This window comes from Pseudomonas sp. MRSN 12121, assembly GCF_000931465.1.
Taxonomy (GTDB): Bacteria; Pseudomonadota; Gammaproteobacteria; order Pseudomonadales; family Pseudomonadaceae; genus Aquipseudomonas.
Genome location: NZ_CP010892.1, coordinates 5,193,655 through 5,216,777, shown reverse-complemented (window position 1 = coordinate 5,216,777; position 23,123 = coordinate 5,193,655). Strand labels below are relative to the sequence as shown.

At 61.6% G+C, this 23,123-nt stretch carries 21 protein-coding genes, 3 tRNA genes and 1 riboswitch; of the genes, 21 read left to right on the top strand and 3 right to left on the bottom strand.

Features of this window, described 5'->3' with window-relative positions; genetic code table 11:
- The first annotated feature begins 49 nt into the window (after positions 1-49).
- The 12 genes from TO66_RS23615 (at position 50) to astE (ending at position 12,547) form a co-directional block, all read left to right on the top strand.
- Positions 50-739 carry an ABC transporter permease gene (locus TO66_RS23615; RefSeq protein WP_044464535.1) on the top strand — a complete coding sequence of 230 codons (690 nt, stop codon included), beginning with the start codon at positions 50-52 and terminating at the stop codon, positions 737-739.
- Entirely contained in the window at positions 736-1,434 is a 699-nt protein-coding gene (locus TO66_RS23610; protein WP_044464534.1) for an ABC transporter permease, read from the top strand. Before TO66_RS23615 ends, TO66_RS23610 begins: the two co-directional genes overlap by 4 nt.
- A 1-nt stretch (position 1,435) precedes the next feature.
- A complete protein-coding gene (locus TO66_RS23605; RefSeq protein ID WP_044464533.1) occupies positions 1,436-2,548 on the top strand; it encodes a succinylglutamate desuccinylase/aspartoacylase family protein in 1,113 nt (370 codons plus the stop codon).
- Positions 2,549-2,571: 23 nt separating this feature from the next.
- The gene (locus TO66_RS23600; RefSeq protein WP_044464532.1) at positions 2,572-3,336 is read left to right on the top strand and encodes an ABC transporter ATP-binding protein; all 765 of its coding nucleotides are present in this window, start codon (positions 2,572-2,574) and stop codon (positions 3,334-3,336) included.
- A gap of 113 nt (positions 3,337-3,449) precedes the next feature.
- Positions 3,450-4,430, top strand: a complete 981-nt coding sequence (gene argR / locus TO66_RS23595) for a transcriptional regulator ArgR (RefSeq protein ID WP_044464531.1) — start codon at positions 3,450-3,452, stop codon at positions 4,428-4,430.
- 340 nt (positions 4,431-4,770) lie between these two features.
- Positions 4,771-5,991 (top strand): aspartate aminotransferase family protein, encoded by a 1,221-nt coding sequence (locus TO66_RS23590; RefSeq protein WP_044464530.1) that lies wholly within the window; start codon positions 4,771-4,773, stop codon positions 5,989-5,991.
- Positions 5,992-6,125: 134 nt separating this feature from the next.
- Positions 6,126-7,145, top strand: coding sequence for an arginine/ornithine succinyltransferase subunit alpha (aruF, locus tag TO66_RS23585; RefSeq protein WP_044464529.1), 1,020 nt, complete (start codon positions 6,126-6,128; stop codon positions 7,143-7,145).
- An 86-nt stretch (positions 7,146-7,231) separates the two neighbouring features.
- Positions 7,232-8,257, top strand: a complete 1,026-nt coding sequence (gene astA / locus TO66_RS23580; RefSeq protein ID WP_044464528.1) for an arginine N-succinyltransferase — start codon at positions 7,232-7,234, stop codon at positions 8,255-8,257.
- Complete coding sequence (gene astD / locus TO66_RS23575) at positions 8,254-9,723, top strand: succinylglutamate-semialdehyde dehydrogenase (RefSeq protein WP_177330419.1); 1,470 nt, start codon at positions 8,254-8,256, stop codon at positions 9,721-9,723. Before astA ends, astD begins: the two co-directional genes overlap by 4 nt.
- A gap of 102 nt (positions 9,724-9,825) precedes the next feature.
- Positions 9,826-11,172 carry an N-succinylarginine dihydrolase gene (gene astB, locus TO66_RS23570; protein ID WP_044464526.1) on the top strand — a complete coding sequence of 449 codons (1,347 nt, stop codon included), beginning with the start codon at positions 9,826-9,828 and terminating at the stop codon, positions 11,170-11,172.
- A 63-nt stretch (positions 11,173-11,235) separates the two neighbouring features.
- Positions 11,236-11,523 (top strand): hypothetical protein, encoded by a 288-nt coding sequence (locus TO66_RS23565; protein ID WP_044464525.1) that lies wholly within the window; start codon positions 11,236-11,238, stop codon positions 11,521-11,523.
- Between the two features lie 13 nt (positions 11,524-11,536).
- Positions 11,537-12,547, top strand: coding sequence for a succinylglutamate desuccinylase (gene astE, locus TO66_RS23560; protein ID WP_044464524.1), 1,011 nt, complete (start codon positions 11,537-11,539; stop codon positions 12,545-12,547).
- A gap of 85 nt (positions 12,548-12,632) precedes the next feature.
- Here the strand turns inward: astE and TO66_RS23555 are convergent, their stop codons facing one another.
- Positions 12,633-13,139 carry a 6,7-dimethyl-8-ribityllumazine synthase gene (locus TO66_RS23555; protein WP_044464523.1) on the bottom strand — a complete coding sequence of 169 codons (507 nt, stop codon included), beginning with the start codon at positions 13,137-13,139 and terminating at the stop codon, positions 12,633-12,635.
- A 122-nt stretch (positions 13,140-13,261) separates the two neighbouring features.
- Positions 13,262-13,433, bottom strand: a riboswitch (FMN riboswitch).
- 210 nt (positions 13,434-13,643) lie between these two features.
- On the opposite strand from TO66_RS23555, the gene ltaE reads away from it, so the two are divergent.
- From ltaE to mgtE, 8 genes are all read left to right on the top strand, one after another.
- Complete coding sequence (gene ltaE, locus TO66_RS23550; protein WP_044464522.1) at positions 13,644-14,648, top strand: low-specificity L-threonine aldolase; 1,005 nt, start codon at positions 13,644-13,646, stop codon at positions 14,646-14,648.
- Positions 14,649-14,794: 146 nt separating this feature from the next.
- The gene (gene alaS, locus TO66_RS23545; RefSeq protein WP_044464521.1) at positions 14,795-17,419 is read left to right on the top strand and encodes an alanine--tRNA ligase; all 2,625 of its coding nucleotides are present in this window, start codon (positions 14,795-14,797) and stop codon (positions 17,417-17,419) included.
- A gap of 96 nt (positions 17,420-17,515) precedes the next feature.
- The gene (locus tag TO66_RS23540; protein WP_044464520.1) at positions 17,516-18,757 is read left to right on the top strand and encodes an aspartate kinase; all 1,242 of its coding nucleotides are present in this window, start codon (positions 17,516-17,518) and stop codon (positions 18,755-18,757) included.
- A 185-nt stretch (positions 18,758-18,942) separates the two neighbouring features.
- Positions 18,943-19,131 (top strand): carbon storage regulator CsrA, encoded by a 189-nt coding sequence (gene csrA / locus TO66_RS32895; RefSeq protein ID WP_002554426.1) that lies wholly within the window; start codon positions 18,943-18,945, stop codon positions 19,129-19,131.
- Positions 19,132-19,193: 62 nt separating this feature from the next.
- Positions 19,194-19,284: transfer RNA gene (locus TO66_RS23530), tRNA-Ser, on the top strand.
- Between the two features lie 107 nt (positions 19,285-19,391).
- Positions 19,392-19,468: transfer RNA gene (locus TO66_RS23525), tRNA-Arg, on the top strand.
- Positions 19,469-19,540: 72 nt separating this feature from the next.
- A tRNA-Arg gene (locus tag TO66_RS23520) sits at positions 19,541-19,617 on the top strand.
- A 476-nt stretch (positions 19,618-20,093) separates the two neighbouring features.
- The gene (gene mgtE, locus TO66_RS23515; RefSeq protein ID WP_044464518.1) at positions 20,094-21,536 is read left to right on the top strand and encodes a magnesium transporter; all 1,443 of its coding nucleotides are present in this window, start codon (positions 20,094-20,096) and stop codon (positions 21,534-21,536) included.
- A 138-nt stretch (positions 21,537-21,674) separates the two neighbouring features.
- Here mgtE and TO66_RS32890 read toward each other — a convergent pair whose 3' ends face one another.
- Entirely contained in the window at positions 21,675-22,001 is a 327-nt protein-coding gene (locus TO66_RS32890; RefSeq protein ID WP_003178899.1) for an Arc family DNA-binding protein, read from the bottom strand.
- 376 nt (positions 22,002-22,377) lie between these two features.
- On the opposite strand from TO66_RS32890, the gene phnN reads away from it, so the two are divergent.
- Positions 22,378-22,962 carry a phosphonate metabolism protein/1,5-bisphosphokinase (PRPP-forming) PhnN gene (gene phnN, locus TO66_RS23505; protein WP_044464516.1) on the top strand — a complete coding sequence of 195 codons (585 nt, stop codon included), beginning with the start codon at positions 22,378-22,380 and terminating at the stop codon, positions 22,960-22,962.
- Here phnN and TO66_RS23500 read toward each other — a convergent pair.
- Complete coding sequence (locus TO66_RS23500; RefSeq protein ID WP_044464515.1) at positions 22,937-23,116, bottom strand: PA3371 family protein; 180 nt, start codon at positions 23,114-23,116, stop codon at positions 22,937-22,939. The genes phnN and TO66_RS23500 overlap by 26 nt on opposite strands.
- Positions 23,117-23,123 lie beyond the last annotated feature (7 nt).

Genomic DNA, 23,123 nt, shown 5'->3' with positions numbered 1-23,123 from the left:
CTCTGAAGTTTGCGCCATTTTTTCATCCCAATTTTCGAGGACCTGAATCATGTTGAAAGGCTACGGGGCTGTCATCCTCGATGGCGCTTGGCTGACGCTTCAGCTTGCCTTGTCGTCCATGGCCCTGGCCATCGTTCTGGGTCTGGTCGGGGTCGCGCTGCGCCTCTCGCCGGTGCGCTGGCTGGCCTGGCTGGGCGACCTGTATTCCACGGTGATCCGCGGGATTCCCGACCTGGTGCTGATCCTGCTGATCTTCTACGGCGGCCAGGACCTGCTCAACCGTGTCGCGCCGCTGCTCGGCTATGACGACTACATCGACCTGAACCCGCTGGCCGCCGGTATCGGCACGCTGGGCTTCATCTTCGGGGCCTACCTGTCGGAAACCTTCCGTGGCGCCTTCATGGCGATCCCCAAGGGGCAGGCAGAGGCTGGCATGGCCTACGGCATGAACAGCTTCCAGGTGTTTTTCCGGGTGCTGGTGCCACAGATGATCCGCCTGGCGATTCCCGGTTTCACCAACAACTGGCTGGTATTGACCAAGGCCACCGCGCTGATTTCGGTGGTGGGCCTGCAAGACATGATGTTCAAGGCCAAGCAGGCGGCTGACGCCACTCGCGAGCCTTTTACCTTCTTCCTCGCGGTGGCGGCGATGTACCTGGTGATCACCAGTGTCTCGTTGCTGGCATTGCGTCACCTTGAGAAGCGCTACTCGGTAGGCGTAAGGGCGGCTGATCTATGATCTTCGACTACAACGTCATCTATGAGGCCCTGCCGCTGTATTTCAGCGGCCTGTTGACCACCCTGAAGCTGCTGGCCCTGTCGCTGTTCTTCGGGCTGCTGCTGGCCTTGCCCCTGGGGCTGATGCGGGTCTCCAAGCAGCCGCTGGTCAACCTGCCGGCCTGGCTCTACACCTATGTGATCCGCGGCACGCCGATGCTGGTGCAGCTGTTCCTGATCTACTACGGCCTGGCGCAGTTCGATGTGGTGCGCCAGAGCTTCCTCTGGCCGTGGCTGTCCAGCGCGTCCTTCTGTGCCTGCCTGGCGTTCGCCATCAACACCAGCGCCTACACCGCCGAAATCATCGCCGGCAGCCTCAAGGCCACGCCGAACGGCGAGATCGAAGCGGCCAAGGCCATGGGCATGTCGCGCTACAAGATGTATGCCCGCATCCTGCTGCCGTCGGCCCTGCGCCGGGCGCTGCCGCAGTACAGCAACGAAGTGATCATGATGCTGCAGACCACCAGCCTGGCCTCCATCGTGACCCTGATCGACATCACCGGCGCGGCGCGCACGGTCAACGCGCAGTACTACCTGCCGTTCGAGGCCTACATTACCGCCGGCGTGTTCTACCTGTGCCTGACCTTCATCCTGGTGCGCCTGTTCAAGTTGGCCGAAGGCCGCTGGCTGAGCTACCTGGCGCCGCGGAAGCACTGATATGGAACGCATCGACCACGCGTTGCCGTGGAGCCATCTGGGCAGCGAACGACAGATCTCGGTATTCCGCTTCGGTCACGGCGAGCGCAAGGCCTATATCCAGGCCAGCCTGCATGCCGACGAACTGCCCGGCATGCGCACGGCCTGGGAGCTGAAAAAACGCCTGGTCGAGCTGGAAGCCCGGGGCGCGCTGAACGGTGTGATCGAGCTGGTGCCGGTGGCCAATCCGATGGGCCTGGGGCAGTTGCTGCAGGGCAACCACCAGGGGCGTTTCGAGGCGGGTAGCGGCAAGAACTTCAACCGCGATTTCGTCGAGCTGAGCGCGCCGGTCGCGAGCCGGCTCGAGGGGCGCCTGGGGGACGATCCGCATGCCAATGTGCGGATGATCCGCCAGGCCATGGGCGATGTGCTGGCCGAGTTGCCGGCGCCTTCCAGCCAGTTGCAGGGCATGCAGCGCATCCTGCTGAGTCATGCCTGCACCGCGGATGTGGTGCTCGATCTGCACTGTGACGCGGAGGCAGCGCTGCATATGTATGCCTTGCCGCAGCACTGGCCGCAATGGCGTTCCCTGGCGGCGCACCTGAACGTGCGCGTCGGCCTGCTGGCGGAAGATTCCGGCGGCAGCTCGTTCGACGAGGCTTGCTCGCTCCCGTGGTTGCGCCTGTCGCGCCAGTTTCCACAGGCGCAGATCCCGCTGGCCTGCCTGGCGACCACCCTCGAACTGGGCGGCCAGGCCGATACCGGGCGTCCGGCGGCCGAGGCCTATGCCGACGGCATCCTGGCGTTCCTCGCCGAGCAGGGGCTGATCCTGGGCGAATGGCCGGCGCCGCAGCATGAAGCCTGCGAAGGCATGCCGTTCGAAGGCACCGAATTGTTGTTTGCGCCGCACCCCGGCGTGGTGAGTTTTCTGCGTCCGGCCGGTAGCTGGGTGGAGAAGGGCGAGCCGATTTTTGAAGTGATTGATCCCTTATCCGATCGGGTCAGCACCCTGTGTGCCGGCACCAGTGGCGTGTTGTTCGCCGTTGAGCGGCTGCGCTATGCCCAACCCGGTTTCTGGCTGGCCAAGGTGGCGGGGCGCGAAGCGCTGCGGCACGGGCGCTTGCTCAACGACTGACTGCTTTTGTGAGAATCGACAGCATGTACAAACTTGAAGTCCAAGACCTGCATAAACGCTATGGCAGTCACGAAGTGCTCAAGGGCGTGTCCCTGAAAGCGGCGGCCGGCGATGTGATCAGCATCATCGGCTCCAGTGGCTCCGGCAAATCCACGTTCCTGCGTTGCATCAACCTGCTGGAGCAGCCGCACGCCGGCAGGATCCTGCTGAACAACGAAGAGTTGAAGCTGGTGGCGAACAAGGGCGGCGGGTTGAAGGCGGCCGATCCCAAGCAACTGCAGCGCATGCGTTCGCGCCTGTCGATGGTGTTCCAGCACTTCAACCTGTGGTCGCACATGACCGCCATCGAAAACATCATGGAAGCGCCGGTGCATGTGCTGGGCGTGCCCAAGGCCGAAGCCCGGGCAAAGGCCGAGCACTACCTGGCCAAGGTTGGCGTCGCGCATCGCAAGGATGCCTACCCGGGCCATATGTCCGGCGGCGAACAGCAGCGTGTGGCGATCGCCCGGGCGCTGGCCATGGAGCCTGAGGTCATGCTGTTCGACGAGCCGACGTCGGCGCTCGACCCGGAACTGGTGGGCGACGTGCTGAAAGTGATGCAGGCCCTGGCCCAGGAAGGCCGGACCATGGTGGTGGTGACTCACGAAATGGGCTTTGCCCGCGAGGTCTCGAACCAGCTGGTGTTCCTGCACAAGGGGCTGGTGGAGGAGAGCGGCAACCCGCGCGAAGTGCTGGCGAACCCACAGTCGGAACGTTTGCAACAATTCCTCTCGGGCAGCCTGAAGTAAATCACTCCCGTAACGCACCAAATTAGGTCATGCTGCGCACCGCGCGCCAGATGGTCTAATTTGGTTGCAGCCTCTTTTGCCTTTCATCCTGTTTTCGTTTCGGATTGCCCGCCATGACTGCCCATCGAATTGGTTTCCTGATTTGGCCCAGCACTAAAGCCTTGACGCTGGCGCTGGCGGAGGAGGCCTTGCGTGTCGCTCAGCGCGTGCATCCGGAAGTGGTCTACGAACTGGCTTTCCTGCAGGCCGAGGCGCCGGCCGAAGGGGCCTGGCACCTGCCGGGCGAGCCCTGGTCGGGCAAGCTCGAGGGCTGCCAGAAACTGTTCCTTCTGGCTGACGAGCCGCCCGCCTCGATGGCGCCGGCACTCAGCAGCGCGCTCAAGCAACTGGTGCGTTCCGGGTGTGTGATCGGCGGTTTGTCCGCGGGCGTGTATCCCCTGGCGCAACTGGGTTTTCTCGACGGTTATCGGGCGGCGGTGCACTGGCGCTGGCAGGACGATTTCGCCGAGCGTTTCCCCAAGGTCATCGCCACCAGCCACCTGTTCGACTGGGATCGCGATCGCCTTACCGCCTGCGGCGGAATGTCGGTGCTGGACCTGTTGCTGGCGGTACTGGCGCGTGACCACGGCGCGGAGCTGGCCGGCGCGGTGTCGGAAGAGCTGGTGGTCGAGCGCATTCGCGAGGGCGGCGAGCGCCAGCGCATTCCGCTGCAGAATCGCCTGGGCTCCAGCCACCCGAAGCTGACCCAGGCGGTGCTGCTGATGGAGGCCAATATCGAAGAGCCGCTGACCACCGACGAGATCGCCCAGCATGTGTGTGTCTCGCGCCGGCAACTGGAGCGGATCTTCAAGCAATACCTCAATCGCGTGCCGAGCCAGTACTACCTGGAATTGCGCCTGAACAAGGCCCGGCAGATGCTGATGCAGACCAGCAAGTCGATAATCCAGATCGGCTTGTCCTGCGGCTTCTCCTCGGGGCCGCATTTCTCCAGCGCCTACCGCAACTTCTTCGGTGCCACGCCACGGGAAGATCGCAACCAGCGGCGCAGCAGCAGCCCCTTCGAATTGTCCTCGGTGCCTGCCGAGCGCGGTTGATTCGCTTCCTCGTTTTGTCTGTCAGATTCTTATCGCGAGCAATCGAGCGTCGACCGGCTGCTCCTACAAAGGAATGCACTCATTCTGTAGGAGCGAAGCTTGCTCGCGATGGCATCGTCATGCCGGGCACAAATCGTTGGACAATCCTGCCGTTAAAGCCTCCGGCAGTTTAAACTGCGCCTTTGCGACGCTATTTGTCGCATTGCCGTAAACCCGCGTAAAACCGGGGTTGGCGCTATAAGAAGTTGTCGCTTGGCGACAAGGCCGGGCAGAAAACTGTCCTTACAATCCCCCCATCGCTCGCCAGTTTCAGGCAGGCGTTCCTCTTCAGGAGACTCCGATGTCCGTTGAGCAAGCCCCGGTGCAACGCGCCGATTTCGATCAGGTCATGGTTCCCAACTATGCGCCTGCGGCTTTCATTCCCGTGCGTGGCGCGGGTTCCCGAGTCTGGGATCAGTCGGGCCGAGAGCTGATCGACTTTGCCGGCGGGATTGCGGTCAACGTACTGGGTCATGCTCATCCGGCGCTGGTGGCGGCGCTGACCGAACAGGCCGGCAAGCTGTGGCACGTATCCAACGTCTTCACCAACGAGCCGGCCCTGCGCCTGGCGCACAAGCTGGTCGACGCCACCTTTGCCGAGCGTGCGTTCTTCTGCAACTCCGGCGCCGAAGCCAACGAGGCCGCTTTCAAGCTGGCCCGTCGTGTCGCTTTCGACCGTTTCGGCGCGGAAAAATACGAAATCATCGCAGCCCTCAACAGCTTCCACGGCCGCACCCTGTTCACCGTGAACGTGGGTGGCCAGTCGAAGTACTCCGACGGCTTCGGCCCCAAGATCACCGGTATCAGCCACGTTCCTTACAACGACCTGGCTGCGCTGAAAGCCGCGATCTCGGACAAGACCTGCGCCGTGGTGCTGGAGCCGGTCCAGGGCGAAGGCGGCGTGCTGCCGGCCGAGAAAGCTTATCTGCAAGGCGCCCGCGAACTGTGCGACCAGCACAATGCGCTGCTGGTGTTCGATGAAGTCCAGACGGGCATGGGCCGCAGCGGCGAGCTGTTCACCTACATGCACTACGGCGTGACGCCGGACATCCTGACCAGCGCCAAGAGCCTGGGCGGTGGTTTCCCGATCGCGGCGATGCTGACCACCGAAGCACTGGCCAAGCACCTGGTGGTCGGCACCCACGGCACCACCTACGGCGGCAACCCGCTGGCCTGCGCGGTAGCGGGCGCGGTGATCGACGTGATCAACACCCCGCAGGTGCTGAACGGCGTGAAGGCCAAGCATGAGGTCTTCAAGTCGCGCCTGCTGCAGATCGGCGAGAAGTATGGCCTGTTCACCGAGGTGCGTGGCTTGGGCCTGCTGCTCGGCTGCGTGCTCAGCGAGGCCTGGAAAGGCAAGGCCAAGGACGTGTTCAACGCCGCTGAAAAAGAAAACCTGATGATCCTGCAGGCCGGTCCGGACGTGGTGCGCTTCGCCCCGAGCCTGGTGGTCGAAGACGCGGACATCGAAGAAGGCCTGCAGCGCTTCGAGCGCGCGGTGGCCAAACTGACCCAGGCCTGATCCGGGCGGCGGTCCTCCTCGGCGTTCATCGTTCGCGGTGAGCGTCGAGCCACATTTTCCGTGCCGGGCTGTCCCGGCATTTTTTTCCCCGAGTCGGCCTCACGGCCGGCCTGTTCTGAGTAAGGAGTGACACCATGCTGGTGATGCGCCCCGCGCAAATGGCTGATCTGGGCGAGGTACAGCGTCTGGCTGCGGACAGCCCGATTGGTGTCACTTCCTTGCCGGATGACGTGGAACGCCTGAGCGACAAGATCGCGGCCAGCGAAGCCTCGTTCGCCGCCGAAGTGAGCTTCAATGGTGAAGAGAGTTACTTCTTCGTCCTCGAGGACACCGAGGCCGGCAAGCTGGTCGGCTGCTCGGCCATCGTCGCCTCGGCCGGTTATTCCGAGCCGTTCTACAGCTTCCGCAACGAGACCTTCGTGCACGCCTCCCGCGAGCTGAAGATCCACAACAAGATCCACGTGCTTTCCCAGTGCCACGACCTGACTGGCAACAGCCTGCTGACCAGTTTCTACGTGGTCCCGGAGCTGGTCGGCTCGCCGTGGTCCGAACTCAATTCCCGTGGCCGCCTGCTGTTCGTCGCCAGCCATCCCGAGCGTTTCGCCGATTCGGTGGTCACCGAGATCGTCGGCTATAGCGACGAAAACGGCGACTCGCCGTTCTGGGATGCCATTGGCCGCAACTTCTTCGACCTGAACTATGCCGCCGCCGAGCGTCTGTGCGGGCTGAAAAGCCGGACCTTCCTCGCCGAACTGATGCCGCATTACCCGATCTATGTGCCGCTGCTGCCGGATGCCGCGCAGGAAGCCATGGGCCAGGTCCATCCGCGGGCGCAGATCACCTTCGACATCCTGATGCGCGAAGGCTTCGAGACCGATCACTACATCGACATCTTCGATGGCGGCCCGACCCTGCATGCCCGGGTCTCGGGCATCCGTTCGATCGCCCAGAGCCGCGTGGTGCCCGTGAAGGTCGGTGACGTCGCCAAGGGCGGCGGCCGCCAGTACCTGGTGTCCAACGGCCAGTTGCAGGACTACCGCGCGGTGCTGCTGGAACTGGATTACGCCCCGGGCAAACCGGTGACCCTGGATCCGCAAGCCGCCGACGCCCTGGGTGTCGGCGAAGGCGCCAGCGTACGCCTGGTGGCGGTTTAACGGCGGCTTCCATAATCCGCAAAGCCTGCCGCAAAAAGCAGCGAGTTTCACGAAGGTCGGCAGCGGCCTTCGTCCGAGGAGATAGCATGATCGTTCGTCCCGTACGCAGCAGCGACTTACCCGCTCTGATCGACCTGGCCCGCAGCACCGGCACCGGCCTCACCACCTTGCCGGCCAACGAAGAGCGCCTGACCCATCGTGTGGGCTGGGCGGAAAAGACCTTCCGCGGCGAAGCCGAGCGGGGCGATGCGGACTACCTGTTCGTGCTCGAGGACGACAACGGCCGCGTAGTGGGGATTTCCGCGATCGCCGGCGCAGTCGGCCTGCGCGAGCCCTGGTACAACTTCCGGGTCGGCCTGACCGTCAGCGCCTCCCAGGAGCTGAACATCTACCGCGAGATTCCGACGCTGTTCCTGGCCAACGACCTGACCGGCAATTCCGAGTTGTGCTCGCTGTTCCTGCACGCCGATTACCGCAACGGGCTCAACGGCCGCATGCTCGCCAAGGCGCGCATGCTGTTCATCGCCGAATTCCCGCAGCTGTTTGGCAACAAGATCATTGCCGAGATGCGCGGCATGTCCGACGCCGCCGGGCGTTCGCCGTTCTGGGAAAGCCTGGGCCGGCACTTCTTCAAGATGGAGTTCAGCCAGGCCGACTACCTGACCGGCGTGGGCAACAAGGCGTTCATCGCCGAGCTGATGCCGAAATTCCCGCTCTACACCTGCTTCCTTTCCGAGGACGCGCGCAACGTGATCGGCAAGGTCCACACCGATACCGAGCCGGCGCTGGCTATGCTCAAGAGCGAGGGTTTCAGCTACCAGGGCTACGTCGACATCTTCGACGCCGGCCCGGCGGTGGAGTGCGAGACCAGCAAGATCCGCGCGGTGCGCGACAGCCAGGCGCTGGTGCTGGCCATCGGCACGCCGGGCGACGATGCCACGCCTTTCCTGATTCACAACCGCAAGCGCGAGGATTGCCGCATTACCGCCGCTCCCGCGCGCTTTGCCTCAGGCACGCTGGTGGTCGATGCGCTGACCGCCAAGCGCCTGCAACTCAACGCGGGCGATCAGGTCCGTGCCGTTGCGCTGTCCGCTTCCCGGGAGTCGAAATGATGAACACGCTTTACATCGCAGGTCAGTGGCTGCCAGGCCAGGGCGAGGCCTTCGAGTCGCTGAACCCGGTGACCCAAGAGGTGTTGTGGTCGGGCAACGGGGCGACCGTGGCTCAGGTTGAAAGCGCGGTGCAGGCTGCGCGCCAGGCGTTCCCGGGCTGGGCCAAGCGTTCGCTGGACGAACGTATCGCGGTGCTGGAAGCCTTTGCCGCCAGCCTCAAGCAGCACGCCGACGAACTGGCCCGCTGCATTGGCGAGGAAACCGGCAAGCCGCTGTGGGAAGCCGCGACCGAGGTGACCAGCATGGTCAACAAGATCGCCATTTCGGTGCAGAGCTACCGCGAGCGTACCGGCGAGAAGAGCGGCCCGCTGGGCGACGCCACTGCGGTGTTGCGCCACAAGCCCCACGGCGTGGTGGCGGTCTTCGGCCCTTACAACTTCCCGGGCCACCTGCCCAACGGGCACATCGTGCCGGCGTTGCTGGCGGGCAACAGCGTGCTGTTCAAGCCCAGCGAACTGACGCCGAAAGTCGCCGAGCTGACCGTCAAGTGCTGGATCGAAGCCGGCCTGCCGGCGGGTGTCCTGAACCTGCTGCAGGGCGCGCGGGAAACCGGCATCGCCCTGGCCGCCAACCCGGGTATCGACGGCCTGTTCTTCACCGGCTCTAGCCGCACCGGCAATCACCTGCACCAGCAGTTCGCCGGTCGTCCGGACAAGATCCTCGCCCTGGAAATGGGCGGCAACAACCCGCTGGTGGTGGATCAGGTCGCGGACCTGGACGCTGCGGTCTACACCATCATTCAGTCGGCCTTCATTTCTGCCGGCCAGCGCTGCACTTGCGCACGCCGCCTGCTGGTGCCGCAAGGCGCCTGGGGCGACCGGTTGCTGGAGCGCCTGGTGGCGGTCAGCGCGACGATCGAGGTCGGGGCGTTCGACCAGCAGCCGGCACCGTTCATGGGCTCGGTGATTTCCCTCGGCGCGGCCCGGGCGCTGCTGCAGGCCCAGGAAGACCTGCTGGCCAAGGGCGCCGTGGCGCTGTTGCCCATGACCCAGCCGCAGGCCCAGGCCGCGCTGCTGACCCCGGGCATCCTCGATGTGAGCGCGGTGGCCGAGCGCCCGGACGAAGAACTGTTCGGTCCGCTGCTGCAAGTGATTCGCTACGCCGATTTCGATGCGGCGATCGCCGAGGCCAACGACACCCAATACGGCCTGGCGGCAGGCTTGCTGTCGGATTCCGAGGCCCGTTACCAGCAGTTCTGGCTGGAAAGCCGGGCCGGCATCGTCAACTGGAACAAGCAGTTGACCGGCGCCGCGAGCAGCGCGCCGTTCGGCGGCGTGGGCGCCTCGGGCAACCATCGCGCCAGTGCCTATTACGCGGCGGATTACTGCGCGTACCCGGTGGCGTCGCTGGAGACCGCAAGCCTGGTCCTGCCGAGCGCCCTGACCCCGGGTGTGAAGCTTTCGTAAGGCCGTGGGCAAGCTCGCTCCAGGTAGCGGCGAGCTTGCCCGCGATGACCGCGCAGCGGTCGAATCGAATTTATAACAACAGATTTTCGTGGAGCCTCGCTGATGAAATCCTATGAAGTCAATTTCGACGGTCTAGTGGGGCCTACCCATAACTACGGCGGCCTGTCCTACGGCAACGTCGCATCCCAGAGCAACAGCCAGCAGTCTTCCAACCCCCGGGAGGCCGCGCTGCAGGGCCTGGCGAAAATGAAGGCGCTGATGGAAATGGGTTTCCAGCAAGGCGTGCTGGCCCCTCAGGAACGCCCGGACGTGGCCGCGCTACGCCGGCTGGGTTTTGCCGGTAGCGATGCCCAGGTCATCGCGCGTGCCGCCAAGGAGGCGATGCCGCTGCTGGTCGCCAGTTGCTCGGCGTCGAGCATGTGGGTGGCCAACGCCGCCACGGTCAGCCCGAGCGCCGACACCGCCGACGGTCGCGTGCATTTCACCGCCGCCAACCTGAACTGCAAATACCACCGCAGCATCGAGCACCCGACCACCAGCCGGGTGCTGGGGGCGATGTTCGCCGACCAGAAGCACTTCGCCCATCACGCGGCGCTGCCGGCGGTGGCGCAGTTCGGCGACGAAGGCGCAGCCAACCACACCCGTTTCTGCCGTGACTACGGCCAGGCGGGCGTCGAGTTCTTCGTCTTTGGCCGCAGCGCCTTCGATACCCGTTATCCGGCTCCGCAGAAGTACCCGGCGCGCCAGACCCTGGAGGCCTCCCAGGCCGTCGCCCGCCTGCATGGCTTGAGCGACGACGGCGTAGTGTATGCCCAGCAGAACCCGTCGGTGATCGACCAGGGCGTGTTCCACAATGACGTGATCGCGGTGGGCAACGGCGAAGTGCTGTTCTATCACGAGGATGCCTTCCTCGAGACCGACAAGATGCTCGCCGAGCTGCAGGCCAAGCTGGGCAAGCGCGGCGGCAACTTCCAGGCGATCTGCGTGCCGCGTTCGCAAGTCACGGTGGAAGACGCGGTGCGTTCCTACCTGTTCAACAGCCAGCTGCTGTCGCGCGCCGATGGTTCGATGCTGCTGATCGTGCCGGAAGAGTGCCGCGCCAACGAGCGTGTCTGGCAGTACCTGCAAAGCCTGACCGGTTCCGGTGGGCTGATCCGCGAAGTGAAGGTCTTCGACCTCAAGCAGAGCATGCAGAACGGCGGTGGCCCGGCGTGCCTGCGGCTACGGGTCGCGCTCAATCAAACCGAACTGGCGGCAGTCAACCCAGGGGTTATCATGACCGCGCCGTTGTACGACACGCTGACCCAATGGGTCGACAAGCACTACCGCGACCGCCTGAGCGAAAGCGACCTGGCGGATCCGCAATTGCTGCTTGAATGCCGGACGGCACTGGATGAACTGACGCAAATCCTTAAACTGGGCGCGGTTTATCCATTCCAGATCAATTGAAAGCCCGCGCCCCGGTCTGCCGATCGGGCGCGCCGCTTTATCATCCAGATGAGAGCGTAATAAATGAGCGATACCCTGCAGCTGATCCTTGAAGACAAAGACGGCACTCAACTGGAAACCTCCTGCACCCGCTTCGCCGTGATGTGGCAAGGCAAGGAAGTGTGGATCCAGCAGGACGGCCGCGGCCAGCTGCTGATCGGCGTGGACGTCGAGGAGGGCGACGAGGAATACGCCAACCTGCTGCTGCGTCCGTTGGCGACTAATCTGGTAAGTCTGCAACTGGAAATGGAACCGGCCGACGCCGGTGACGACGATCACGTGCACGGCCCCGACTGCCAGCACGACCATTAAGGAATAACGTTCTATGCTCGCCCTCGGCAAACTGCTTGAACTGACCCTCGCCGGTCGTGAACCGGCGGAGAAGACTCAACTGACTGTCGACGGCGTGCGGATGCGCTGGCTGAGCGAAGGCGCGCTGGAAGTCCGGCCGCCCCAGGCGCGCGACAACGGCATGGACTTGCTGTTGTCGGCCGGCATCCATGGCAACGAGACAGCGCCGATCGAATTGCTCGACCGCCTGTTGCACGACATTGCCCGCGGCGATCTTAAGCCGTGCGCACGCATTCTGTTCCTGTTCGGCAACCCTGAGGCCATGCGTCGCGGCGAGCGTTTCATCGAGCAGGACATCAATCGGCTGTTCAACGGCCGTCACGAACAAAGCAGCGGCAACGAAGCCTTGCGCGCCTGTGAGCTGGAGCGCCTGGCGGCGAGCTTCTTCAGCCTGCCGGAACGGACGCGCCTGCATTACGACCTGCATACCGCGATCCGTGGTTCGAAGATCGAGCAGTTCGCCCTGTATCCCTGGAAAGACGGGCGCCAGCACTCGCGCCGGGAACTGGCGCGCCTGCGGGCGGCGGGGATGGAGGCGGTGTTGTTGCAGAACAAACCGTCCATCGTGTTCAGTGCCTACACCTACGACAAGCTGGATGCCGAGTCCTTCACCCTCGAATTGGGCAAGGCCCGGCCGTTCGGGCAGAACCAGGGGGTGAACGTCGAGCGCCTGGAAACCCGCCTGAAGCAGATCATCGAAGGCTGCGAGCCGCCGATGGCGCAAGAGGGGCTGGACGGTCTGCAGCTGTTCAGCGTCGCTCGCGAAATCATCAAGCACAGCGATACCTTCCACCTGCATCTGCCGGCGGATATCGAGAACTTCTCCGAACTGGAAGTGGGTTACCTGCTGGCCGACGACATCGCCCAGACCCGCTGGATAGTCGAGGAAGAGGGCGCGCGGATCATTTTCCCCAACCCCAAGGTGAAGAACGGCCTGCGTGCCGGGATTCTGATCGTCCCGACCACGGCCGACGGCCTGGCCTGACAGCCGTTAGCTATAAGAAGCATCGCGAGCAAACTCGATTCCTGTAGGAGCGAGCTTGCTCGCGATGGCTTTTCGCGTCTGTCGCTTACACCGCTACCCGATGTTCATTGCGGCGCAGGGCACGGGTCTTATGCAGGGTGTCGGCGCAGGTCTTCGCCGCTTCCTGGCCCTTGTGCACGAAATGCTCGAAGAAGAACTTCTGGTGTTCTTCGCCGGCGTGGAAGTGATGCGGGGTCAAGACGACCGAGAATACCGGTATCTCGGTTTCCAGCTGGACCTGCATCAGGCCGCTGATCACCGACTGGGCGACGAACTCGTGACGGTAGATACCGCCATCTACCACCAGGCCCGCGGCGACGATGCCGGCATAACGGCCGGATTTGGCCAGCAGCTTGGCGTGCAACGGGATTTCAAAGGCGCCGCCGACCTCGAAGAAATCGATGTCGCTTTCCTGGTAGCCCTGGGCGAGCATTTCGCTGACGAAACCCTGGCGGCTCTGATCAACGATTTCCTTGTGCCAGCAGGCCTGGATAAAGGCTACGCGCTCGCCGTGATGGGATTTGCTTTTGCTGTCGATTGCGGTGGGTTGCATCTGTTCTGACTCCTGTTTGTGTGAAAAACAGGGCGTTATGAATCGAAAGGGATTTAAGGGTACGTACAGGCTCGGGCACGAACGTATCGTGCGGTCGCCTGCGGACGGCCCTTTGGTGCCAATCCCGTTCTCTCTTCATCCGGACTATGACCGTCGGCCCCGGAATCACACCGGGTCTGCTGACCTTGCCGTCATTCGCCGCCGCAGCGGTTTCTGGCGCCAAGCGCTCGCGGGCTATGCGCGTTGCGCGCAATTACCGCCGGTGGGGAATTACACCCCGCCCTGAGAACGTTTGCCTCCGGCTTTGCGGCGGCGTTGAGTTTTTAACACATATCTTTCGCCCGTGCATTGCGGCTTTTGAATGATAAATATCGATTTTTCATTTTCGGCGGAGCGCTTTTACCGGGCGGGCCTTGATAAATCGCGGTGGCGCCCGTAGTAAGTCCATTCGAAAGGAATTCTCCTACCCAGTGACGCGCGCGTCACTTTGCCGAGGCCTGATTCATGAGCATTATCGATCTTCGTAGCGACACCGTTACCCAGCCCACGGCGGGCATGCTGGAGGCCATGACCGCGGCGGCCACCGGCGACGATGTCTACGGCGAAGACCCGACGGTCAACCATCTGGAAGCCGAATTGGCCCGGCGCCTGGGGTTTGCCGAGGCGCTGTTCGTGCCGACGGGCACCATGAGCAACCTGTTGGGCCTGATGGCCCACTGTGGGCGTGGCGACGAATACATCGTCGGCCAGCAGGCCCATACCTATAAATACGAAGGCGGCGGCGCGGCCGTGCTGGGTTCGATCCAGCCGCAACCGCTGGAGGTCCAGGCCGATGGTTCGCTGGATCTGGACCAGGTGGCCGCGGCGATCAAGCCGGACGACTTCCACTTTGCCCGTACCCGTCTGCTGGCGCTGGAAAACACCATGCAAGGCAAGGTGCTGCCCTTGAGCTACCTGGCGCAGGCCCGGGCCTTTACCCGTGAGCATGGCCTGGCCCTGCATCTGGATGGTGCGCGGCTGTACAACGCGGCGGTCAAGCTGGGCGTCGATGCGCGGCAGATTACCCAGCATTTCGACTCGGTCTCGGTGTGCCTGTCCAAAGGCCTGGGGGCGCCGGTCGGCTCGGTGCTGTGCGGCTCGGCGGACGTGATCGGCAAGGCCCGCCGCTTGCGCAAGATGGTCGGTGGCGGCATGCGCCAGGCCGGGATCCTGGCGGCGGCGGGGCTGTATGCGCTCGATCAGCATGTCGCGCGCCTGGCCGACGACCACGCCAATGCCCTGTTGCTGGCCGACGGCCTGCGCGAAGCGGGGTACGAGGTCGAGCCGGTACAGACCAACATGGTGTACGTCTCGATGGGTAACCGGGCAGAGGCCCTCAAGGCCTTCGCCGGCGAGCGCGGGGTGAGGTTGAGTGCCGCACCGCGGCTGCGGATGGTCACTCACATGGACGTCAATCGTGCGCAAATCGAACAGGTCATCGGGACTTTTATCGATTTTTCCCGCAACTGACAGTGTCAGGCGTCCAATTGACCGCCTCTATCGTATAAACACGCTGTACCCCAAGCTCAGGGCCGATATAATGCGGCCCTTTGCCGTCGTTTCGTCTGATGACGTTTCGCACAGGCCTTTGGCCGCAGTCTCCGTGGAAGAACCTAATGAAAAGCGCAGAAATCCGTGAAGCCTTCCTTCGCTTCTTCGAAGAGCAAGGCCACACCCGTGTAGCCTCCAGCTCTTTGATTCCGGGCAACGACCCAACCCTGCTGTTCACCAACGCGGGGATGAACCAGTTCAAGGACTGCTTCCTGGGCCAGGAAAAGCGCGCCTACACCCGCGCTGTAAGCAGCCAGAAGTGCGTACGCGCCGGCGGCAAGCACAATGACCTGGAAAACGTCGGCTATACCGCCCGTCACCACACCTTCTTCGAAATGCTGGGCAACTTCAGCTTCGGTGATTATTTCAAGCGTGACGCCATCACCTTCGCCTGGACCTTCCTGACCTCCGACAAGTGGCTGAACCTGCCGAAGGAAAAACTCTGGGTCACCGTCTACGCCAGCGACGACGAGGCCTACGATATCTGGACCAAGGAAGTCGGCGTTCCAGCCGAGCGCATGGTGCGTATCGGTGACAACAAAGGCGCGCCGTACGCTTCCGACAACTTCTGGACCATGGGCGATACCGGCCCGTGCGGTCCTTGCACCGAGATTTTCTACGATCACGGCGCTGATATCTGGGGCGGCCCACCGGGCTCGCCGGAAGAAGACGGCGACCGTTACATCGAGATCTGGAACAACGTATTCATGCAGTTCAACCGCACCGCCGACGGCGTGTTGCATCCGCTGCCAGCGCCGTCGGTGGATACCGGCATGGGCCTGGAGCGGATCAGTGCGGTGCTGCAGCACGTTCACTCGAACTATGAAATCGACCTGTTCCAGAGCCTGCTCAATGCAGCGGCCAAGGCCATTGGCTGCACCAACGATGGCCAGGCCTCGCTGAAAGTCGTGGCCGACCACATCCGCTCCTGCGGTTTCCTGATCGCCGACGGCGTGCTGCCTTCCAACGAAGGCCGCGGCTATGTGCTGCGCCGCATCATTCGCCGCGCGTGCCGTCACGGCAACAAACTGGGCGCCAAGGGCAGCTTCTTCTATCAGATCGTCGCTGCGCTGGTCGCCGAAATGGGCGAAGCCTTCCCGGAACTGAAGGCCCAGCAGGCGCAGATCGAGCGCGTACTGAAAGCTGAAGAAGAACAGTTCGCCAAGACCCTCGAGCAGGGCTTGAAGATCCTCGAGCAAGACCTGGCCGAGCTCCAAGGCACCGTGGTGCCGGGCGACGTGGTGTTCAAGCTGTACGACACCTACGGTTTCCCGATGGACCTGACCGGCGACATCGCCCGTGAGCGCAACCTGACTCTCGACGAGGAAGGTTTCGAGCGCGAGATGGAGGCCCAGCGCGTGCGTGCGCGTTCCGCCAGCTCCTTCGGCATGGACTACAACAGTCTGGTCAAGGTCGATGTGGCTACCGAGTTCACCGGTTATCACGCCACCCAGGGTTCCGCCAAAGTGGTCGCCCTGTACAAGGACGGGCAGTCGGTCGACGTGCTGAGCGAAGGCGAAGAGGCTGTGGTGGTGCTCGACCAGACGCCTTTCTACGCGGAATCGGGTGGCCAGGTCGGCGACTGCGGTTACCTGCAGGCGGGGAGCGCGCGTTTCGACGTGCGCGATACCACCAAGACCGGTGGCGCCTTCCTGCACCACGGCGTATTGGCCAGCGGCAGCCTGACGGTCGGCACGCCGCTGCAGGCCCAGGTCGACGCCGAGGTACGTCATGCCACGTCGTTGAACCACTCTGCCACGCACTTGTTGCATGCCGCCCTGCGCCAGGTGCTGGGTGAGCACGTGCAGCAGAAGGGCTCGCTGGTCGACAGTCAGCGCCTGCGTTTCGACTTCAGCCACTTCGAAGCGATCAAGCCGGAGCAGATCAAGGCCCTGGAAGACATCGTCAATGCCGAGATTCGCAAGAACACCGCGGTAGAAACCGAAGAAACCGATATCGACACCGCCAAGCAGAAGGGCGCCATGGCGCTGTTCGGCGAGAAATATGGCGATAGCGTCCGGGTGCTGAGCATGGGCGGCGATTTCTCCGTCGAACTGTGTGGCGGTATCCACGCCAGCCGTACCGGCGATATCGGCCTGCTGAAAATTACCAGCGAAGGCGGCGTGGCCTCGGGCGTGCGCCGTATCGAAGCGGTAACCGGTGCCGCGGCACTGGCGTACCTCAACGCTGCGGAAGAACAACTCAAGGAAGCGGCGACCCTGGTCAGGGGCAGTCGCGACAACCTGATCGACAAGCTGTCGGCTGTGCTGGAGCGCAACCGCCTGCTGGAGAAGCAGCTCGAGCAGCTGCAGGCCAAGGCAGCCAGTGCCGCTGGCGACGACCTGTCGGCGCAGGCGCTGGATATCAAAGGCGCGAAAGTGCTGGCGGCGCGCGTGGATGGGCAGGATGGCAAGGCGCTGTTGGCGCTGGTCGATCAGTTGAAAAACAAACTCGGTCGCGCAGTGATCCTGCTCGGCAGTGTCCATGAGGAAAAGGTCGTACTGGTTGCGGGCGTAACCAAGGACCTGACTGGCCAACTCAAAGCCGGTGATTTGATGAAGCAAGCCGCTGCGGCGGTGGGCGGGAAGGGCGGTGGTCGTCCGGACATGGCGCAGGGTGGTGGTGTCGATGCCGCTGCTCTGGATGCCGCGCTGGCGCTGGCCGTCCCGTTCGTCGAGCAGGGTATTTAAGGTTCCAGGCCGAGCCCGTCGTCTAGTGGCGGGCTTTGGAGCTGCGCAGTTTGATTGATTAATGGGCGCCCCTTTACGGGCTGAGGCGGCTTAGAAATGGCTTTGATCGTACAGAAATTTGGAGGCACCTCGGTCGGTTCTGTCGAAAGAATCGAGCAGGTCGCCGACAAAGTGAAAAAATTCCGCGAAGCCGGTGACGACCTGGTGGTTGTACTGTCGGCCATGAGCGGCGAAACCAACCGTCTGATCGACCTTGCCAAGCAAATCAGCGGTGACGGTCAGCCGGTTCCTCGCGAGCTGGACGTGATCGTTTCCACCGGTGAGCAGGTGACGATTGCACTGCTGGCCATGGCGCTGATCAAGCGCGGGGTGCCGGCGGTGTCGTATACCGGTAACCAGGTCCGGATTCTGACCGATAGCGCGCACAATAAAGCGCGCATATTGCAGATCGACGACCAGAAAATCCGCGGTGACTTGAAGGCCGGGCGTGTGGTCGTGGTCGCGGGGTTCCAGGGTGTCGACGAGCACGGCAACATCACGACCCTCGGTCGCGGTGGCTCCGACACTACCGGCGTGGCGCTGGCCGCAGCCCTGAAGGCTGACGAATGCCAGATCTACACCGATGTGGATGGCGTCTATACCACCGACCCGCGTGTGGTGCCCGTGGCCCAGCGCCTGGACAAGATCACCTTCGAAGAAATGCTGGAAATGGCCAGCCTGGGTTCCAAGGTGCTGCAGATCCGCGCGGTTGAATTCGCCGGCAAGTACAACGTTCCGCTGCGCGTCCTGCACAGCTTCAAGGAGGGTCCGGGGACCCTCATTACTATCGATGAAGAGGAATCCATGGAACAGCCGATCATTTCCGGCATCGCTTTTAACCGCGATGAAGCCAAGCTGACCATCCGTGGCGTGCCAGACACCCCCGGCGTGGCTTTCAAGATTCTCGGCCCGATCAGCGCCGCGAACATCGAAGTCGATATGATCGTGCAGAACGTTTCGCACGATAACACCACCGACTTCACCTTCACCGTGCATCGCAACGATTACCTGGCTGCCCAGCAAGTGCTGGAAAATACGGCCCGCGAAATCGGCGCACGGGAAGTGGAGGGCGACACCAAGATCGCCAAGGTTTCGATCGTTGGCGTCGGTATGCGTTCCCACGCGGGCGTTGCCAGCCGCATGTTCGAAGCCCTGGCTAAAGAAAGCATCAACATCCAGATGATCTCGACCTCTGAAATCAAGGTTTCCGTGGTAATCGAAGAGAAGTACCTGGAACTGGCCGTGCGCGCTCTGCATACGGCTTTCGAACTGGACGCTCCGGCCCGACAGGGCGAGTGATGCGTTGCCCGAAGGGCGCGGTTTACCGCGCCCTTCGTTTTTTTGATCGGCGTGACAGAAAACTGTTCTTTTGCTCGCGCTAGTCAATACTTAGGCGTGTAGGGCTACGGCCGTCCTGGTTGTAGGTCGATACCCTTTTTTTTGCAGACTGTTGTCCCTGAAATGAAATGCGTGAGGAGAAAGGTATGCTGATTCTGACTCGTCGGTGCGCAGAAAGCCTGATTATTGGTGATGGCGAAATCACCGTGACCGTGCTCGGCGTCAAAGGAAATCAAGTGCGTATTGGTGTCAACGCTCCTAAAGAGGTAGCGGTGCACCGGGAAGAAATTTACCTGCGGATAAAGAAAGAGAAGGACGAAGAACCAAGCCATTAATTTTTATCGTTTTTTTTGTTTGCAAACGGGGAGAAAGCTGGTTAATATACGCCCCGTGTTGCGGAGAGCTGGCCGAGTGGCCGAAGGCGCTCCCCTGCTAAGGGAGTACACCTCACAAGGGTGTCGGGGGTTCGAATCCCCCGTTCTCCGCCATTATTTGCTTAGTACGTTGTAATCTGGCTTCTTCTGTAAGTTGTTGAAATTACTAGAAAAAGTGCTTTACAAAAAGATTTAACGGCCTATAATGCGCGGCAACAAATGCACTCGTAGCTCAGCTGGATAGAGTACTCGGCTACGAACCGAGCGGTCACAGGTTCGAATCCTGTCGAGTGCACCATTTAAGAGTTAGTTGTAGTAATGCAAATAACTCGGTTTCAACCAGTTGTGGTCTGGTCTAAAAACACAAAATGCACTCGTAGCTCAGCTGGATAGAGTACTCGGCTACGAACCGAGCGGTCACAGGTTCGAATCCTGTCGAGTGCACCATACACCAAGAAGCCCGCATTCATTGCGGGCTTTTTGCTTTCTGCTGTTCAGGTTTTTCTCTCCCGAGCTGTTCTTCCTCTTTGAGCGCAACGGCCACGCATTCCGGCGCCGGCATCGGCGTGTGCTTCTCTTCTTGATAGGGGCTTTCGAAGCTTCCGACAATTCCGGCTGGATAGTTGGGCTGCGCCCTGGACGCACTTTTTTCGCTGGTGGTGTGTTTTCTTTTTTCGAGAGGACGTCGCAGCTTTATAGATTCAGCGGTTGTTCAGCTTTATGCCGCAAGCGCTTGTTCTTGCCATGATTTTTTAACGTTTAAAGCCGCCAAGCGGTGTATGATTGCGCCCGTCAGCCCCGCCGGGGCTTGTGGAATACCTCCATGGACTTACCCAGTAGTTACTCAGTATCTCGTTTTTACAATCATGAATTGACTGATTGATCCTTCCGGCGTGCTCCTCTGCTGGGAGTGGAGTTCGCCTATGACCGAAGTAGAAGTAAAGAAATCGCAAGACAGCCTGCAGGACCGCCTTGCTCAAGTCGTTGAGCTGCTGCAGCGGCAGCGGGTGGTCGAAGACCTGACCCATCGTCAGGAAGGTCACCATCAGGATCGGGTCGAGAACCTGGTTCATCGGCAAAATCTCGTCGAGCTGCAACGCAAGCTCGATGACCTGCACTCCGCTGACGTTGCCTACATTCTTGAAGCCTTGCCGCTCGATGAGCGTCTGACTGTCTGGCAGTTGGTCAAGGCCGAGCGCGATGGCGACATCTTGCTCGAAGTTTCCGATTCCGTACGTGAAACCCTGATCGCCGACATGGACGATCATGAGCTCCTGGCTGCCGCCAAGGAGATGGACGCCGACGAACTTGCTGACCTGGCCCCCGAGCTGCCGCGAGACGTTGTCCATGAGCTGATGGAGGCGTTGGACAGCCAGCAGCGTGAGCGCGTTCGCTCCGCCTTGTCTTATGACGAGGAGCAGGTCGGTGCGCTGATGGACTTCGAGATGGTGACCATCCGTGAGGATGTCAGTCTCGAGGTGGTTCTGCGTTATCTGCGCCGACTCAAAGAGTTGCCAGGGCATACCGACAAGCTGTTCGTCGTTGATTATGACGGTGTGCTCAAGGGCGTGCTGCCGATCAAGCGATTGCTGGTGAATGATCCGGAGAAGCAGGTTTCGGAAGTCATGGCCAGCGATCCGGTGAGCTTTCACCCGGACGAAGATGCCTACGATGCCGCACAGGCGTTCGAGCGTTATGACTTGATTTCGGCGCCGGTGGTCGACAAGAACGGCAAATTGATCGGCCGTCTGACCATCGACGAAATGGTTGACCTGATCCGTGAGGAAAGCGAAACCGAAGTCCTCAACATGGCCGGTCTGCGTGAAGAAGAAGACATCTTCGCCTCGGTCTGGCGTTCCCTGCGCAACCGTTGGGCCTGGCTGGCAATCAACCTGATCACTGCATTTGTCGCGTCGCGCGTGATTGGTCTGTTCGAGGGGTCGATCGAAAAGCTGGTGGCGCTGGCAGCCTTGATGCCGATCGTGGCGGGTATAGGTGGCAATTCGGGTAACCAGACCATCACGATGATTGTCCGTGCCATGGCCCTGGATCAGGTCAGCACCGGCAACACCTCGCGCCTGATGCGCAAAGAGCTGGCAGTCGCCTTGATCAATGGCCTGGTCTGGGGCGGTGTGATCGGTGTCGTGGCTTACATGCTCTACGGTAGCTGGTCGCTGGGCGTGGTGATGACGGCGGCGATGACGCTCAATCTATTGCTGGCGGCGTTGATGGGGGTTCTGATTCCGATGACCCTGGCACGCCTGGGGCGCGATCCGGCGATGGGAGCCAGTGTCATGATCACGGCCATGACCGACAGTGGCGGCTTCTTCATCTTCCTTGGCCTGGCCACCATCTTCCTGTTGTAACCCGCCTGCAGCCCCTTGATGGGGCTGTATCGTTTCCCGATGTTTGGTCATGCCTGCTCAGGAGCTTTTGTAGCGTCTGAGTAGATTTCGGGTAAAAAAAAAGCCAGCCCAAGGCTGGCTCTAGCTTTCCATGGAGAGTCAGGAAGCGTCTGCGGCCATTTCGGCGTCATGGGCGATCAGCGAAACAAGGGCGTTTTGCTGGCGGTGGGAGAGTTGACGGAAACGTTGAAGCAGTTCGCGTTCATGCAAAGACAGCTCCGGGCTGTCCAGGCGCATGCTCAGCTCTTCACCCAAGGCGCCTTCCTGAATAAGACTCTGTTCCAGGCGCGCGATGATTTCGGAGTTCATGCTGCGGTGATGATTGCGAGCCACCTCGGCAATGCGTTCACGCATCCCGTCGGGTAGACGTACGACGAACTTGTCAGCCGTACGGCTGGAATAAATTGCCTGTTTCAATGGGCGCATATATTTAACCGGTTAGTTCAGGGGAGCGGTTCTCGGAATTGGCCGCGGGATGTCAGTTAGGACAAGCGTCGTTGCCAAATGTTCAACCTGAATTGTTAAGAGGCCCGCATCATGCCTCAAAATTGCCAGATCCTTGGCGTCAATTCTGTGACAAATATTGAACTGGGTAAAGGCGTTATGCCAGCACCAATTATCAGAAATGCGGACTGGTTTGAAAAGATTGCCGGTCCGCCCGCCTGTCCGCATTCGGTGTCCGCTGGCGCATGGCTGAGCGTCGCCAGCTCGGCGGGCTGCGGATTCTGATCGCGTTCCCTACCCTGTTCAGAATAGTGGCAAATTGCCGATTTACTAGCTGCGAGCATTATGGAGCCTCTGAATGCCAGGCAGACTGATTTATTTGATAGGGCCTTCCGGATCGGGCAAGGACAGCCTGATCGATGCTGCGCGTGGGGCATTGGAACAGTTGAATTGCGAAGTGGTGCGACGGGTAATCACGCGGTCTGCGGAGTCTGTCGGGGAGGATGCCCAGGGCGTCAGTGCCGATGAGTTCGACCGCCTGGAACAGCAGGGCGCCTTTGCTTTGAGCTGGCGCGCCAATGACCTGGCGTACGGTATTCCCGCAGAAATCGATGAATGGTTGGCCGCTGGGCGCAATGTCCTGGTCAATGGTTCCCGAGCCTACCTGGAGCAGGCGCGTCAGCGTTACCCGCAGCTTCTAGCCATTCTGTTGACGGTAAATCCTGAAGTGTTGCGGCAGCGTTTGATGGGGCGCGGGCGGGAAAGTGCCGTGCAAATTGAAGCGAGGCTCAAGAGAAGCGCTGCCTTTTCTATGGACACCGGAGCGACGGAAGGAGGGCCAGTGTTTTCTCTGGATAATTCGGGTGAGTTATCCATGACGCTGAAGCGTTTTTTGACGCTGTTGGTCGCTCAGGGAATCAGCGCAGGACCGGATCGAACTTGATTTTGCGTCCCGCTATAAGCGCCAGCAGGAACAAACCGGAAAAAACACCACTCGCAATCAGAAATGCATCGCCCGAGCTGTTTTCAGTGGTGAGGCAGCCCAGTACTGCACTGAGTACAGCCACGATAAGAAAGCCTTTGGCGATTCGGGACATTTACGGC

Bases quoted from the DNA above. Each gene is read 5' to 3' on its own strand.
- TO66_RS23590 (WP_044464530.1), top strand. From the start codon at position 4,771: ATGTCCGTTGAGCAAGCCCCGGTGCAACGCGCCGATTTCGATCAGGTC.
- TO66_RS23600 (WP_044464532.1), top strand. From the start codon at position 2,572: ATGTACAAACTTGAAGTCCAAGACCTGCATAAACGCTATGGCAGTCAC.
- ltaE (WP_044464522.1), top strand. From the start codon at position 13,644: ATGAGCATTATCGATCTTCGTAGCGACACCGTTACCCAGCCCACGGCG.
- TO66_RS23615 (WP_044464535.1), top strand. From the start codon at position 50: ATGTTGAAAGGCTACGGGGCTGTCATCCTCGATGGCGCTTGGCTGACG.
- TO66_RS23565 (WP_044464525.1), top strand. From the start codon at position 11,236: ATGAGCGATACCCTGCAGCTGATCCTTGAAGACAAAGACGGCACTCAA.
- TO66_RS23540 (WP_044464520.1), top strand. From the start codon at position 17,516: ATGGCTTTGATCGTACAGAAATTTGGAGGCACCTCGGTCGGTTCTGTC.
- csrA (WP_002554426.1), top strand. From the start codon at position 18,943: ATGCTGATTCTGACTCGTCGGTGCGCAGAAAGCCTGATTATTGGTGAT.
- argR (WP_044464531.1), top strand. From the start codon at position 3,450: ATGACTGCCCATCGAATTGGTTTCCTGATTTGGCCCAGCACTAAAGCC.
- astE (WP_044464524.1), top strand. From the start codon at position 11,537: ATGCTCGCCCTCGGCAAACTGCTTGAACTGACCCTCGCCGGTCGTGAA.
- TO66_RS23555 (WP_044464523.1), bottom strand. From the start codon at position 13,139: ATGCAACCCACCGCAATCGACAGCAAAAGCAAATCCCATCACGGCGAG.
- astA (WP_044464528.1), top strand. From the start codon at position 7,232: ATGATCGTTCGTCCCGTACGCAGCAGCGACTTACCCGCTCTGATCGAC.
- aruF (WP_044464529.1), top strand. From the start codon at position 6,126: ATGCTGGTGATGCGCCCCGCGCAAATGGCTGATCTGGGCGAGGTACAG.
- astD (WP_177330419.1), top strand. From the start codon at position 8,254: ATGATGAACACGCTTTACATCGCAGGTCAGTGGCTGCCAGGCCAGGGC.
- alaS (WP_044464521.1), top strand. From the start codon at position 14,795: ATGAAAAGCGCAGAAATCCGTGAAGCCTTCCTTCGCTTCTTCGAAGAG.
- TO66_RS32890 (WP_003178899.1), bottom strand. From the start codon at position 22,001: ATGCGCCCATTGAAACAGGCAATTTATTCCAGCCGTACGGCTGACAAG.
- astB (WP_044464526.1), top strand. From the start codon at position 9,826: ATGAAATCCTATGAAGTCAATTTCGACGGTCTAGTGGGGCCTACCCAT.
- TO66_RS23500 (WP_044464515.1), bottom strand. From the start codon at position 23,116: ATGTCCCGAATCGCCAAAGGCTTTCTTATCGTGGCTGTACTCAGTGCA.
- phnN (WP_044464516.1), top strand. From the start codon at position 22,378: ATGCCAGGCAGACTGATTTATTTGATAGGGCCTTCCGGATCGGGCAAG.
- TO66_RS23610 (WP_044464534.1), top strand. From the start codon at position 736: ATGATCTTCGACTACAACGTCATCTATGAGGCCCTGCCGCTGTATTTC.
- TO66_RS23605 (WP_044464533.1), top strand. From the start codon at position 1,436: ATGGAACGCATCGACCACGCGTTGCCGTGGAGCCATCTGGGCAGCGAA.
- mgtE (WP_044464518.1), top strand. From the start codon at position 20,094: ATGACCGAAGTAGAAGTAAAGAAATCGCAAGACAGCCTGCAGGACCGC.